Origin of the sequence: Microcella daejeonensis (assembly GCF_026625045.1) — a bacterium.
Taxonomy (GTDB): domain Bacteria; phylum Actinomycetota; class Actinomycetes; order Actinomycetales; family Microbacteriaceae; genus Microcella; species Microcella daejeonensis.
In genome coordinates this window covers 965,585-979,347 of record NZ_CP113089.1, presented here as the reverse complement: position 1 = coordinate 979,347, position 13,763 = coordinate 965,585, and the positions used below count along the sequence as shown (strand labels likewise).

Annotated in this window: 14 protein-coding genes; 8 read left to right on the top strand and 6 right to left on the bottom strand. The window is 68.7% G+C overall.

Annotated features, from left to right (window positions below):
* Nucleotides 1-13: 13 nt before the first annotated feature.
* The 5 genes from gyrB to dnaA all read right to left on the bottom strand — a co-directional run bounded on the left by gyrB (nt 14) and on the right by dnaA (nt 7,094).
* On the bottom strand, nt 14-2,035 hold the full coding sequence (gyrB, locus tag OVN18_RS04760) for a DNA topoisomerase (ATP-hydrolyzing) subunit B (protein WP_267782306.1): 2,022 nt from the start codon (nt 2,033-2,035) through the stop codon (nt 14-16).
* Between the two features lie 216 nt (nt 2,036-2,251).
* Nucleotides 2,252-2,764 (bottom strand): DUF721 domain-containing protein, encoded by a 513-nt coding sequence (locus OVN18_RS04755; protein ID WP_267738442.1) that lies wholly within the window; start codon nt 2,762-2,764, stop codon nt 2,252-2,254.
* The gene (gene recF / locus OVN18_RS04750) at nt 2,761-4,050 is read right to left on the bottom strand and encodes a DNA replication/repair protein RecF (protein WP_267782305.1); all 1,290 of its coding nucleotides are present in this window, start codon (nt 4,048-4,050) and stop codon (nt 2,761-2,763) included. The genes OVN18_RS04755 and recF overlap by 4 nt, the downstream gene beginning before the upstream one ends.
* Before the next feature lie 9 nt (nt 4,051-4,059).
* Nucleotides 4,060-5,202: a DNA polymerase III subunit beta gene (gene dnaN / locus OVN18_RS04745; protein WP_267782304.1), complete on the bottom strand. Its 1,143-nt coding sequence runs from the start codon at nt 5,200-5,202 to the stop codon at nt 4,060-4,062.
* A gap of 476 nt (nt 5,203-5,678) precedes the next feature.
* Nucleotides 5,679-7,094 (bottom strand): chromosomal replication initiator protein DnaA, encoded by a 1,416-nt coding sequence (dnaA, locus tag OVN18_RS04740; protein WP_267738440.1) that lies wholly within the window; start codon nt 7,092-7,094, stop codon nt 5,679-5,681.
* Nucleotides 7,095-7,388: 294 nt separating this feature from the next.
* Here dnaA and rpmH point away from each other — a divergent pair, with 294 nt between their 5' ends.
* The 8 genes from rpmH to OVN18_RS04700 all read left to right on the top strand — a co-directional run bounded on the left by rpmH (nt 7,389) and on the right by OVN18_RS04700 (nt 12,283).
* Nucleotides 7,389-7,526 carry a 50S ribosomal protein L34 gene (gene rpmH / locus OVN18_RS04735; RefSeq protein ID WP_055823896.1) on the top strand — a complete coding sequence of 46 codons (138 nt, stop codon included), beginning with the start codon at nt 7,389-7,391 and terminating at the stop codon, nt 7,524-7,526.
* Nucleotides 7,527-7,535: 9 nt separating this feature from the next.
* Nucleotides 7,536-7,880, top strand: a complete 345-nt coding sequence (gene rnpA / locus OVN18_RS04730) for a ribonuclease P protein component (protein WP_267738439.1) — start codon at nt 7,536-7,538, stop codon at nt 7,878-7,880.
* The gene (gene yidD / locus OVN18_RS04725; protein WP_267738438.1) at nt 7,877-8,179 is read left to right on the top strand and encodes a membrane protein insertion efficiency factor YidD; all 303 of its coding nucleotides are present in this window, start codon (nt 7,877-7,879) and stop codon (nt 8,177-8,179) included. The genes rnpA and yidD overlap by 4 nt, the downstream gene beginning before the upstream one ends.
* A gap of 8 nt (nt 8,180-8,187) precedes the next feature.
* Nucleotides 8,188-9,144, top strand: a complete 957-nt coding sequence (gene yidC, locus OVN18_RS04720; protein WP_267738436.1) for a membrane protein insertase YidC — start codon at nt 8,188-8,190, stop codon at nt 9,142-9,144.
* Nucleotides 9,145-9,146: 2 nt separating this feature from the next.
* Entirely contained in the window at nt 9,147-9,641 is a 495-nt protein-coding gene (locus OVN18_RS04715; protein ID WP_267782303.1) for a Jag family protein, read from the top strand.
* A 23-nt stretch (nt 9,642-9,664) separates the two neighbouring features.
* On the top strand, nt 9,665-10,342 hold the full coding sequence (rsmG, locus tag OVN18_RS04710; RefSeq protein WP_267782301.1) for a 16S rRNA (guanine(527)-N(7))-methyltransferase RsmG: 678 nt from the start codon (nt 9,665-9,667) through the stop codon (nt 10,340-10,342).
* 82 nt (nt 10,343-10,424) lie between these two features.
* The gene (locus OVN18_RS04705; RefSeq protein WP_267738432.1) at nt 10,425-11,327 is read left to right on the top strand and encodes a ParA family protein; all 903 of its coding nucleotides are present in this window, start codon (nt 10,425-10,427) and stop codon (nt 11,325-11,327) included.
* Nucleotides 11,327-12,283, top strand: a complete 957-nt coding sequence (locus OVN18_RS04700) for a ParB/RepB/Spo0J family partition protein (protein ID WP_267782300.1) — start codon at nt 11,327-11,329, stop codon at nt 12,281-12,283. Before OVN18_RS04705 ends, OVN18_RS04700 begins: the two co-directional genes overlap by 1 nt.
* 487 nt (nt 12,284-12,770) lie before the next feature.
* Here OVN18_RS04700 and OVN18_RS04695 read toward each other — a convergent pair whose 3' ends face one another.
* The gene (locus tag OVN18_RS04695) at nt 12,771-13,763 is read right to left on the bottom strand and encodes a D-alanine--D-alanine ligase family protein (RefSeq protein WP_267782298.1); all 993 of its coding nucleotides are present in this window, start codon (nt 13,761-13,763) and stop codon (nt 12,771-12,773) included.

Sequence of the window (13,763 nt, the reverse complement as noted above, 5' to 3'; positions counted from 1 at the left end):
GCGGGATGCTCGACTAGATGTCGAGGAACCGCACGTCCTTCGCGTTCTGCTGGATGAAAGTGCGGCGCGACTCGACGTCCTCGCCCATGAGGGTCGAGAACACGGAGTCGGCGATCGCGGCGTCGTCGAGGGTCACCTGCAGGAGCGTGCGGGTGTCGGGGTTCATGGTGGTCTCCCAGAGCTCCTGGTGGTTCATCTCGCCGAGACCCTTGTAGCGCTGCACGCCGTTGTCCTTCGGGATGCGCTTGCCCGCGGCGAGGCCGGCCTCGAGCAGGGCATCCCGCTCGCGGTCGCTGAAGACGTACTCGTCGGCCGCGTTCGACCACTTGAGGCGGTACAGCGGCGGCTGCGCGAGGTAGACGTAGCCGTTCTCGATGAGCGGCCGCATGTAGCGGAAGAGCAGGGTGAGCAGCAGCGTCGTGATGTGCTGGCCGTCGACGTCGGCATCGGCCATGAGCACGATCTTGTGGTACCGCACCTTCTCGGCGTCGAACTCCTCGCCGATGCTCGCGCCGAAGGCGGTGACCATCGCCTGGATCTCGGCGTTGCCGAGGGCCCGATCGAGTCGCGCCTTCTCGACGTTGAGGATCTTGCCGCGCAGCGGGAGGATCGCCTGGGTCTCGGGGTTGCGGCCCTGCACGGCCGAGCCGCCGGCCGAGTCGCCCTCGACGATGAAGATCTCGCTGAGCGACGGATCCTTCGACTGGCAGTCCTTGAGCTTGCCGGGCATGCCGCCCGACTCGAGCAGCCCCTTGCGACGGGTCTGCTCGCGCGCCTTGCGCGCGGCCATGCGGGCGGCCGCGGCGAACTGCGCCTTCTTGATGACGTCGCGCGCCTGACCGGGGTTGCGCTCGAACCAGTCGCCGAGGAACTCACCGGTGACCTTCTGCACGAAGGACTTCGCCTCGGTGTTGCCGAGCTTGGTCTTCGTCTGGCCCTCGAACTGCGGCTCGCCGAGCTTGACCGAGACGACGGCGGTGAGGCCCTCGCGCACGTCGTCGCCTGAGAGGTTCTCGTCCTTCTCCTTGAGCAGGCCCTTCTCGCGCGCGTAGCGGTTGACGAGCGTCGTCAGCGCCGCACGGAAGCCCTCCTCGTGCGTGCCGCCCTCGTGGGTGTTGATCGTGTTGGCGTAGGTGTGCACGCTCTCGCTGTACGCGGTCGTCCACTGCATGGCCACCTCGAGGGCGATGCGCCGCTCGGTGTCCTCCGACTCGAAGGAGATGATCTCGGGGTGCACGACCTCGATCTTCTTCGAGGAGTTGAGGAACTGCACGTAGTCGACGAGACCCTGCTCGTAGAGGAACTCCTCGTGACGCGGGCCGGCCTCGGTCGCGGCGGCATCCAGCGCCGGGGTGCCCTCGAGCTCCTCGGGATCTGCGGCATGCGCGCGCTCATCGGTGATGGCGATGCGCAGGCCCTTGTTGAGGAAGGCCATCTGCTGGAAGCGGTTGCGCAGCGTCTCGTAGTCGAAGTGGACGGTCTCGAAGATCTCGTCGTTCGGCCAGAACGTGATGGTGGTGCCGTTCGCGCTCGAGGCCTCGCCCTTGGCGAGCGGGGCATCCGGCACGCCGTTCTGGTAGCTCTGCCGGTAGACGTTGCCCTGGCGGCGGACCTCGACCTCGAGCTTCTGCGAGAGCGCGTTGACCACCGAGCTGCCGACGCCGTGGAGGCCGCCGGAGACCGCGTACCCGCCGCCGCCGAACTTGCCGCCGGCGTGCAGGATGGTGAGCACGACCTCGACGGTCGACTTCTTCTCGACCGGGTGGATGTCGACGGGGATTCCGCGGCCGTTGTCGACGACCCGCACGGCGCCGTCGGCGAGGATCGTCACATCGATGGAGTCGCAGAAGCCGGCGAGCGCCTCATCGACCGAGTTGTCGACGATCTCGTAGACGAGGTGGTGCAGACCGCGCGGGCCGGTGGAGCCGATGTACATGCCCGGGCGCTTGCGCACCGCCTCGAGCCCTTCGAGCACCTGGATCTGGTTCGCGCCGTACGCCTCATCCGACTCGGGGGTGGAGGGGGTGGTGGTCATATGGAATTGCGCTCCCGACGGTTCTTCTCGCCCGATCGGGCACGCGGGTCGACCATGCGGGTCGTGCGTGCGAGTCGATCAGGGACTCTGCGGCCGATCGCGGGACCCGAGAGGTCGTGCGATGACGGTTCGATCCTATCAAAAATCCGCCCCTCACCGGCGTCAGAACGGCTCTCTGGGGAGATTTCATAAGCCGCCTGGGGTGATTCGCCGTTCCTACCCGTACGTGTCTCTGGGGCCGCGGCCGGGAATGGACCGCGGGCCCCGCTTCCAGCTCGGAGCACCCGGCCCGTCGAAGCGGATGCTCGTCACCTGCGCATCGGGATAGCGCCGCAGGATCGTCGTGAGGATCTCGGCGCGCATGAGCCGCAGCTGCGTCGCCCAGGCCGTGGAGTCGCACTGCACCGTGAGCACCTCGTCCTCGATGCCGACGGGTTGGGAGTGCGCGGCGACGTCGGGGCCGACGAGGTCGGGCCAGTCGAGCAGCAGCTCGCCCTTCGCCAGCGGCGATGCCCAGCCCATGCGCCGCGTCATGCCCTCGAGCACGTCGCCGAGACCGGACGCGTCGCGTCCGAGCCCGAAGGGGGCCGAGTCGGTGCGGTCGCGCTTCGCCGCCGCCCGCTTGCGCCCGTCGCGCGAGCGCAGCGCCGGGTCGCCGAACAGCCGTCGCAGGCGCTGGTAGACCGCGGAGGCCTCGGATTCCCCGCCCTCCGTGCCGCGCGGGCTCATGGAGCATCACCGGACTCTGTCACCGTCTCGGACTCGGCCGCGGTCGAATCGGGTTCACGATCGGCGCGGACCGCATCCTGATGATCAGATGTATTTTCCGCACCCTTGTCCCCAGGGTTATCCACACCTGTGGGAATCGACGCCGGCTCGACGATGGCGCCCGCCGCGATAGTCACCGTGGTCGCCCGCAGTCGGGCCGGCACGTCCCCGCCGACCGCCGCCGTGATGAGCACCTGCTCGAAGTCGCCGACCGCGTCGGCCAGCCGCTCGCGACGACCCTCGTCCAGCTCGGCGAACACGTCGTCGAGCACGAGCACCGGGTCGCCGGCGACCGCCTCGGCGCGCAGCACCTGCGCGGAGGCGAGCTTGAGCGCGAGGGCGAAGGACCAGCTCTCGCCATGACTGGCGTAGCCGCGGGCCGGCAGTCCGTTGAGCTCGAGCACGAGGTCGTCGCGGTGGGGGCCGACGAGGGTCACCGCACGATCCAGCTCGGCGCGGCGGCGGCCGGCCACCGCGGTGCGGAAGCGCTCGCGCACCTCGTCGACATCGAGCGGGGCATCCGCCTCGAATGCCGGGATGCCCGCCTCGCCGTCGATCGAGACCTGCAGTCCGACGCGCACCGCGTGATCGTCCCCGGCGACGGCCCGGTACGCCTGCCCGATGAAGGGTCGCAGGGCGGAGACGAGCTCGTGCCGCGCGATCATCAGCTCGGTACCCAGCTCGACCAGCCGGTCGTCCCAGACGTCGAGCGTCGTGAGCGCGTCGGCGGGGATGCGCGAGGCCCTGGCCGACTTCAGCAGGGAGTTGCGCTGCCGGAGCACCCGGTCGTAGTCGGCCATGACGCCGGCGAACCGCGGTGCCCGCTGCACGACCAGGGTGTCGAGGAACCCGCGGCGACCCGAGGGCTCGCCGCGGACCAGGGCGAGATCCTCGGGGGCGAACAGCACGCTCGAGAAGTACCGGGGGAGCTCGCGCACGCGGATGGCACCGCGGTTGACCTGGGCCTTGTTCGCCCCGGTGCGGTTGATCTGCACCTCGACGACGAGCGCCCGATCCTCGTGCTGGACGCGCATGCGCACGATCGCGGCCTCGGCGCCGAAGCGCACGAGCGCCTGGTCGCTCGAGACGCGGTGCGAGGAGACGGTGCTGGCGTAGCCGATCGCCTCGACGAGGTTCGTCTTTCCCTGGCCGTTGCGCCCGACGAAGAGGACGGTGCCCGGGGCGAGCTCGACCTCGGCCCGCCCGTAGTTGCGGAAGTCGACGAGCGAGAGGTGGGTGACGTGCACGCGCCGGCGTTACCGCAGCAGCAGGTTCGGCTGCAGCAGGTAGCGGTAGTTGTCGGCGCCGGGCTGGTCCTTCGAGGACTGGCTCGTGATGAGCACCGGGCCGGGCTTGTTCGGGTTGTCGGTCTTCGTGAACGAGATGCGCACGAACTCGCTGTGCACGGCCGCGAGCCCGTCGATGAGGAACTGCGGCTTGAGCGACACGACGGTGTCGACGCCGACGAGGTGCGCATCGATCGTCTCGGAGGCCTGCGCGTTCTCGCTGCCGAGGGCCTCGAGGGTGAGGCCGTCGACCGAGAAGCTGTAGCGCAGAGCGGCGTCGCGCTCGAGCACGAGCGAGACGCGACGGGTGGCCTCGATGAGCTCGGCCGTGCTCATGACGGCGTAGTTCTCCACCGTCTCGGGGAACAGTCGCTTGACGGGCGGGAAGTTGCCCTTGATCAGCAACGAGGTCACGGTCTTCTCCGCCGACGAGAACGCGATGAGCTCGCGGTCGCCGCCCGAGACGATCGTGACCGTCACCTGGGCGGTGTGGGAGAAGATCTTGCCGATCTCGGAGAGGGTGCGCGACGGCACGAGGGCGGTGACCCCCTCGGCGACCGCGGAGGACTCCCAGTCGATCTCGCGGACCGCGACGCGGTAGCGGTCGGTCGCGACGAGCGAGAGACGGTTGTCGGCGATCTCCAGCTGCACTCCGGTGATGACGGGCGTCACATCGTCGCGCGAGGCCGCGACGGCGACCTGGCCCACGGCATCGGCGAAGGCGTCACCGGGCAGCACGCCGCTGGGGCCGTCGACGACCGGGAGGCTCGGGTACTCCTCGACCGGCATCATCGAGAGGGTGAAGCGCGCGGTGCCGCAGCGCACGACGATCTTGCTCTCCTCGCGGGTGAACTCCACCGGGGCGTTCGGCAGGCGCGAGGCGATGTCGCTCAGCAGCCGGCCGGAGACGAGCACCGTGCCGCCCTCCTCGATGTCGGCCGTGACCTGCGTCTGCGCCGAGACCTCGTAGTCGAACGACGACAGCGTGAGGGTCTCGCCCTCGGCGCGCAGGAGGACGCCGCTGAGGATGGGCAGGGTGGTGCGCTGCGGGAGGAGCTTGACGGCGAACGACACGGCATCGGCGAACACATCGCGATTGACCTGGAACTTCACGCGGCTGCCTCTCGGTATGACAAGAATCCCGCCCCTTGGAGCGCGGGTTCCCATAGTGGCACACCGCGACCGCCCCGAAAGATGTCGTTCGCCGACCCCGTCAGGGTTATCCCCTCGAGCCTTAAATGAAGAACGAAGAGCAACCTCATTAACCGTTGTGCACAGTGTGGATAACTCGGTGGAAAGCGCGGAAAGCCGGGAAACCACACGCGTGTGATTTGTGGACAGGCCTCGGGAATGGTCATGAGGTTAAGGGGATGGTCGGCTGCCCGATGGGATGCTCCCCCACAGGTGCGGGCCCTCCATCCACAATCCGTCACCACCGTCATCCCCAGTTATCCACAAGCTGTCCCCAGTGTGCGAAACCACCCTCGAACCTGGCAGGAAGCTGTGGGAGAGCGACGAAACGGCCCGGGCGAAGGCCCGGGCCGCATCCCGGATCGCACCGGGCAGGAGGAGAGAGAGGACGGAGTCGACTAGCTGTAGCGGTGGTTCTGCTTGATGCGGCTGGTGAGCTCGGTGACCTGGTTGTAGATCGAGCGGCGCTCCTTCATGAGCTCGCTGATCTTCTTGTTCGCGTACATCACCGTCGTGTGATCGCGGTTGCCGAACAGCTGGCCGATCTTCGGCAGCGAGAGGTTCGTGAGCTCGCGGCAGAGGTACATGGCGATCTGCCGGGCCGTGGCCACCGCTTGCGAGCGGGAGGAGCCGTAGAGGTCGTCGACCGTGAGCTTGAAGTAGGCGGCCGTGTGATTGATGATGTCGACCGGCGCGATGACGTTGTCCTCGTCGAGGGTGATGAGGTCTTTCAGCACCGTCTGGACGAGCTGCATGTCGACGGGCGTGCGATTGAGGTTCGCGAACGCCGTGACGCGGATGAGGGTGCCCTCGAGCTCGCGGATGTTGCTCGACACCTTCGAGGCGATGTACTCGAGCACGTCATCCCGAACCTGCAGCTTGTCGTTCTGCGCCTTCTTGCGCAGGATCGCGATGCGGGTCTCGAGGTCGGGCGCCTGCACATCGGTGATGAGGCCCCACTCGAAGCGGCTGCGCATCCGATCCTCGAAGCCCGTGAGGTGCTTCGGCGGCAGGTCGCTCGTGATGACCACCTGCTTGTTGTGGTCGTGCAGCGTATTGAAGGTGTGGAAGAAGGCCTCCTGCGTGGAGTCCTTGCCCTGCAGGAACTGGATGTCGTCGATCAGCAGGATGTCGATCTCGCGGTACCGCGACTGGAACAGGCTGGCCCGGTTGTTCGCGATCGAGTTGATGAAGTCGTTGGTGAACTCCTCGGAGCTCACGTACCGGACGCGGATGCCCGGGTACAGGCTCTCGGCGTAGTGGCCGATGGCGTGCAGCAGGTGGGTCTTGCCCAGCCCCGACTCGCCGTAGACGAAGAGCGGGTTGTAGGCCTTCGCCGGTGCTTCGGCGACGGCGACGGCCGCCGCGTGGGCGAAGCGGTTCGAGCCCCCGATGACGAAGTTGTCGAAGCTGTACTTCGGGTTCAGCCGGCTGTCGCTGCGACGATCGCTCGCCGTGGCCGGGGTCGGCGAGGAGGCCTGGTCGATGTACGGCGCCTGCTGCTGCTCGACGGGCTCGGTCGAGCTGTCGAAGCCGTCGTGCTGGATCTCGGGGTTCACGACGATCGCGAAGCTCGAGACCGTCTCGCCCGCGACGGTCGACAGTGCAGAGAGGAGAGGAAGACGGATGCGCTGCTCGAGCATGCCGCGCGTCAGCTCGTTCGGCACCTCGAGGTAGAGGGTGCCTGCCATCACGCCGCGCGGTTCCACCAGAGCAATGAAGCCGTGCAACTGGGGGGTGATCCGCTCGTCCGAGGTGAGCGTCGACTTCACCGATCGCCACAGCAAGTCGGTGGAATCGGCGTCATCGGACATCGATGGTCTCCTCGCTGGGGATGGGGAAGGCGGTGGTGAGCGGTCGTGCGGTCGGCGGCAGCACGGTTCACCGCGGCGCGTCGATCGGATCACTGTACTGCGCCCCGGCATGTCGTTACCAATGGTTCCCCCGTACCCTGGTGATAATGCCGGTCGCCCTGCGGCAGGTTTGACCGCGGGCTCCGGACGACGTACCTTTAGTCAGTTGACTTCTGCCTGCCCGCGGGTCCTTCCGTGGCCGGGCGATCACCGTCTGTCTTTCGTCGCTGGCCCTAGGGGGCCGAGGAGATAACCATGAGCAAGCGCACTTTCCAGCCGAACAACCGTCGCCGCGCCAAGGTGCACGGCTTCCGCCTCCGCATGCGCACCCGCGCCGGCCGCAGCATCCTCGCTGCCCGCCGCCGCAAGGGTCGCACCGAGCTCTCGGCCTAAGACCCCGTCGTGCTCGGCCGGGCCCACCGGGTCACCCGGGCCGACGACTTCCGCACCGCGGTGCGCCGAGGTCGTCGAGCGGCCCAGCCTCACGCCGTGCTGTACCGACTGCGCTCCCCATCTGCCGACCCGCCCCGCTTCGGGGTGATCGTGTCGAAGCAGGTCGGGAGCGCTGTCGTTCGCAACCGGGTTCGGCGGCGGGTTCAGGCGGTCTGCGCGACCGCCGTCAGCAGCATCCCGGTGCCGGCCGGCGACACCATCGTCATCCGCGCCCTCCCAGGAGCCGGCGAGGTCGACTGGGATACCCTGCGAGCCGAGATCGACGCGGGTCTACGACGGGTGGTGACGGCATGAGGATCGTGCGCGGCATCGCCCTGCTCCCCCGCAACATCATCATCGCGCTGCTGCGCGTGTACCGGGCGATCATCTCGCCGCTGTACGGCGATGTCTGCCGGTACTACCCCAGCTGCTCCGCCTACGGCCTGACCGCGGTGCAGGAGCACGGCGTTCTGAAGGGCGGGTGGATGACCGCCCGTCGCCTGGCGCGGTGCCACCCCTGGGCTGCCGGCGGCATCGACGACGTGCCGCCCCACGAGCATTCGCCCTATCGGCGCAGCCGGTTCGGCTTCATGGTTCTCGAGAGAAAGGGATAACTCCCGCTATGGACATCTTCGGCCTCATCCTGTGGCCCATCAAGTGGGTCATCGAGGCGATCCTGGTCGGCTTCCACTCGCTGCTCACCGCCGCGGGCATGGAGGCGGCGGCGGGTATCACCTGGGTGCTCTCGATCACGGGCCTCGTGCTCGTCATCCGCGCCGCGCTCATCCCCGTCTTCGTGCGTCAGATCAAGAGCCAGCGCCGCATGATGGAGATCGCGCCGCAGCTCAAGAAGATCCAGGACAAATACAAGGGCAAGCGCGACCAGTTCTCGCGCGAGGCCATGTCGCGCGAGACGATGGCGCTGTACAAGAACACGGGGACCAACCCCCTGTCGTCCTGCCTGCCGCTCCTGCTGCAGATGCCGATCTTCTTCGGTCTGTTCTCGGTTCTCAACGACGCCTACACCGATCGCCCCCCGGTCGGTCTGCTGACCCCGTCGCTGCAGCAGCAGTTCGGGGACGCCTCGCTGTTCGGCATCGCCCCGCTCGGCTCGTCGATGGCGACGTCCGAGGGCAACGTCGCCGTGATCGTGATCGCGATCGTCCTCGTCATCCTCATGACGGGCTCGCAGTTCATCACCCAGCTGCAGATCATGTCGAAGAACCAGTCGCCCGAGATGAAGGCCTCGCCGATGTACCGGCAGCAGCGCATCCTCCTCTACGTGCTGCCGCTCGTGTTCGCGTTCTCGGGCTTCGCGTTCCCGCTCGGCGTCATGTTCTACTGGTTCGTCTCCAACATCTGGACGATGGTGCAGCAGTTCATCGTCATCCGGAACATGCCGACCCCCGGTTCCGAGGCCGCTCTCGCCCGCGAGGCGCGGCTGGCGAAGCGGCGTCAGCGCAAGGGCCTGCCGACGATCGTCGAGGATGCCCCTGCCGCGGTCGCGGAGGAGCCCAAGAAGACCCAGCGCGTGCAGCCCGTTGGCAAGAGCCGCGCGAAGAAGAAGGGTGGCAAGTAGCCATGACCGATGTGACCGAGCAGGCACCGGAGACCGCACCCGAGGCCGTGCAGGACGAGGGCGACATCGCGGCGGACTACCTCGAGGAGCTCCTCGACATCGCCGACCTCGACGGCGACATCGACATCGAGTCGCGCGCCGGTCGCGTGTACCTCAGCGTCGAGTCGGAGCAGCCGGACGACCTGCGCCTGCTGTCAAAGTCGGATGTCGTGTCGGCCCTGCAAGAGCTGACGCGGCTCGCGGTGCACGCGAAGACCGGGGAGTTCTCCCGACTTATCCTCGATATCGGGGGGTCGCGCGACGCCCGTGCTCAGGAGCTGTCGGTGCTCGTCGACCGTGCGGTCGAGCGCATCGAGGGCGGAGCATCCACCGCCGCCCTGCCGCCGATGTCGAGCTACGAGCGCAAGCTCGTGCACGACCTGGTGGCCGAGCGCGGTTTCACCTCGGAGTCCGAGGGCGAGGGCGCCGACCGCCACACGGTCATCCGTCGTTCCTGACCCGCGATCCGGCGAGGCTTCCCGTGGAACACCCGGTCGTGAGCGACCCCTCCCCCGCCGAGGCGCCGGCCGTCGAGCTCGAACCTGCCGGGGCGGCGCAGGTCTTCGGTGACCGCATCGCCCTCGCCCGCCGATTCACGGCCGACCTCGCTCAGTACGGCGAGCTGCTGGGGTTGATCGGGCCGCTCGAGCTCCCGCGTCTGTGGTCCCGGCACGTGCTGAACTCCGCGGTCGTCGCGCCCTACCTGCGCGATGATGCCCAGGTGGCCGATGTCGGCAGCGGCGCCGGCCTGCCCGGTCTCGTGCTGGCGATCGCGCGTCCGGATGCCCGGCTCGTGCTCATCGAGCCGATGGAGCGCCGCTGCGACTGGCTGCGCTCGGAGGCCGATCGGCTCGGTCTCGACAACGTGGAGGTCGTGCGGGCCCGCGCGGAGGACGCCGTCGATTCCGGTCCGTTCGATCAGGTCACGGCGCGGGCGGTCAGTGCGCTGCGCACGCTCATCCCGATCACCGCTCCCCTCGTCCGTCGCGGTGGAGAGCTGCTGCTGCTCAAGGGCGCTCGGGTAGATGACGAGATCACCGCCGCTTCGAAGCAGATCAGCAAGTACCGACTGCGCGACCCCGAGGTCCTCGTGCTCGGCGAGGGCATCGTGCCCGAAGTGACCCGGCTGTTTCGGGCTACAGTGGACGCGGCATCCTGATCGCATCATCGATCGGCGGTGCGCGAGCGGGCGTCGAGTCGACGCCCGTTTCACGTGAAACATTCGACCGGGAGGTCTGGCGATGACCACGGGCGGAACGTACGACGAGACCACTCCCCTGGCTCGGGAGATCGCCGACATCACCCGCCGCCGCCTCGCTCTGCAGCAGTCGGATCTGCCCCTGCCCGCGTCGCCGCGCGTTCTCACCGTCTCGAATCAGAAGGGCGGCGTCGGCAAGACGACGACGACGGTGAATCTCGCCGCCGCTCTGGCACGATCGGGTGCCCGTGTGGTCGTGATCGACCTGGACCCCCAGGGCAATGCCTCCACGGCGCTCGGCGTCGAGCACCGCGCGGAGACGCCGAGCGTCTACGACGTCATCGTCGGGGAGGCGCTCCTCGACGACGTCGTGCAGAAGAGCCCCGAGTTCGAGCACCTCTACTGCGTGCCGGCGACGATCCATCTCGCCGGCGCGGAGATCGAGCTCGTCTCGCTCGTCGCCCGGGAGCAGCGTCTGCGGACGGCGCTCGACTCCTACCTCGCGGAGCAGGCCGAGCTCGGGGAGCCCGTGCACTACGTGTTCATCGATTGCCCGCCCTCGCTCGGGCTGCTGACCATCAACGCCTTCGTCGCCGCGCGCGAGGTGCTCATCCCCATTCAGTGCGAGTACTACGCGCTCGAGGGTCTGAGCCAGCTGCTGAACTCGATCAAGCTCATCGAGCGCCACCTGAACCCCGACCTGCGGGTGTCGACGATCCTCATGACGATGTACGACGGGCGCACGAACCTGGCGCAGCAGGTGGTCGCCGAGGTGCGCGAGCACTTCCCCGCCGAGACGCTCTCGACGCTCATCCCCCGCAATGTGCGCATCAGCGAGGCGCCGTCGTTCGGGCAGAGCGTCATCAGCTACGACCAGAGCTCCGCCGGCTCTCTCTCGTACCTCGAGGCGGCTGCGGAGATCGCGAAGAGAGGGGCCCCGGACTGATGGCGACCAAGAGAACAGGGCTCGGCCGCGGTATCGGCGCCCTCATCCCCACCGGCGATGGCGATCGGCCCGTCGACGTGTTCTTCCCCCAGGCTCCGGAGCCGAAGGACGACGGGCTCCAGCTCGCCGTCGTGCCGGGCGCCCGTCTCGCGGCCATCGCGCCGAGCGACATCGTGCCGAATCCGGCCCAGCCCCGCAGCGAGTTCCGCGAGGAGGAGCTGTCGGAGCTCGTCCACTCCGTGCGCGAGTTCGGCGTGCTCCAGCCCATCGTGGTGCGCGAGCGCGCCGGCGCTCAGAAGGGCGAGCCGCAGTTCGAGCTCATCATGGGCGAGCGGCGGCTGCGAGCATCCACCATCGCCGGCCTCGCCACCATCCCCGCGATCGTGCGCAACACGGCTGACGAGGACATGCTGCGGGATGCCCTGCTCGAGAACCTGCATCGCGCGCAGTTGAACCCCCTCGAGGAGGCGAGCGCGTACCAGCAGCTGCTCGAGGACTTCGGGATCACGCAGGATCAGCTCGCGCAGCGTCTCGGCCGGTCCCGGCCGCAGATCAGCAACACGCTGAGGCTGCTGCGCCTCCCCGAGGCCGTTCAGGCCCGGGTGGCGGCGGGGGTGCTGAGTGCGGGGCATGCCCGCGCCATCCTCTCCACCAACGACGGCGACCTAATGCGCCGGCTCGCCGACAAGATCGTCAACGAGGAGCTCTCGGTGCGGCAGGCGGAGTCGGCGGCGCAGCTGATGAGCGGCGCGGCGGGCACGCGCAAGCAGAAGCCGCCGGCCGCGGGGACGCGGCAGGGCGCGCTCAACGAGATCGCCGTTCGGCTCGGCGATCGGCTCGACACCCGCGTGACGATCTCGCTCGGGCAGCGCAAGGGGTCGCTCGTCATCGACTTCGCCAGCGTGGGCGACCTGAACCGCATCCTCGGCGAGCTCGGCGAGCCCGGCTACAGCTGATCCCGGGGATGTCCGCGTCCTCACGTGGGAGGACATCGCAGAGCGACGCGCACTGCGTTTCACGTGAAACTATCTGGCCGGCTCGATGAGTCGCTCGTCGAGGTCCCGCGAGGGCGCGGCTGAACCTCGCGGATGAGGGCCCGCGGTGTTTCACGTGAAACACCGATAGGAAGCGACGAGGATCGCCGTGTCCGGGTACGCCGGCCTCACTCCCCCGCCGACTGATGGCGACGGATCGGATCGTGCGAGAGCACCCCGCGCGGGTGTTTCACGTGAAACGTCGAACGGGCGGCGGCGTGCGGCGCTCGCGTCGTGAGGTGCGCGTGTCCCGAGGGTCCACTCCTGGCAGCCACCGCTCCCCCGACATCCGACCCCCTCGGAGCTCGCCACGAGTCGGATTCCGTCGGATTCGGAGCGCGCCGCGAACCCTGGTCGCGTCGAAGGCAGCAGGACCGGCCCGGTCGGCCCCTCGCCTGGAGCAAGACGGTCAGGCCGAGTGCTCGCGGATCGCCGCCTGCGCGAGTGCGGCGTAGACCCAGCCGACGTCGTGGCCGGCGGCCTCGAGGGCGAGGGCCAGGGTCGAGGTCTCGGTGAGGCCCGGCATGACGCTCGCCTCCAGGAACCAGGGCGTGCCGGCGCCGTCGACGATCATGTCGATGCGGCTGAGGTGGCGGAGGCCGAGGGCACGATGGGCGTCGAGCGCGATGGCCGTCGCCCGCTCGGTGACGTCGTCCGCGATGCGGGCCGGTGCGTAGAAGCGGGTCTCCCCCGCGTTGTACCGGGCTTCGAACCCGTAGACGCCCGAGAGCGGCTCGATCTCGACGGGCGGGAGCGCGACCGGACCATCCCCGGTGTCGATGATGCCGATGCAGATCTCGGTGCCGGTGATGCGCTGCTCGATGATGGCCACGTCGCAGTACGTGTAGGCGTGCACCATCGCGCGGCGCAGCTCCTCCTCGGTGTCGACGAGGGTGACGCCCTGCGCGGAGCCGCCCTGCGCGGGCTTGATGGCGACCGGCGTCGGCAGCTCGCCGCGCACGACCGCGAGGACGCTCTCCGCACCGAGCTCGCGGAACGCATCCCGCGTCAGGGTGATGGAGTGCGGCGTCGGCACTCCCGCCCGCTCGACCAGCGTCTTCGCCGTGGGCTTGTCCCAGGCGAGGCGGGTTGCCGCCGCGGGCGAGCCGACGTACGGGAGTCCGAGGAACTCCAGGAGGCTGCGGAGCGTTCCGTCCTCCCCGCTCGCCCCGTGCAGCACCGGGAACACGACGTCGGGGCGGTCGTCGGTGAGGGAGCCGAGCAGGGTTGCGTCGGGGTCGCGCAGCTCGACGTGCAGGCCGTGGCTCGCGAGCGCGTCCGCGACGCGCCGACCGGAGCGCAGCGAGATGTCGCGCTCGTGCGAGATCCCTCCGGCGAGCACGACGACCCGGACGGGATCGGACGAGCCGGGGGATGCGGCGGAGGGGAGGGAGTCGCTCAT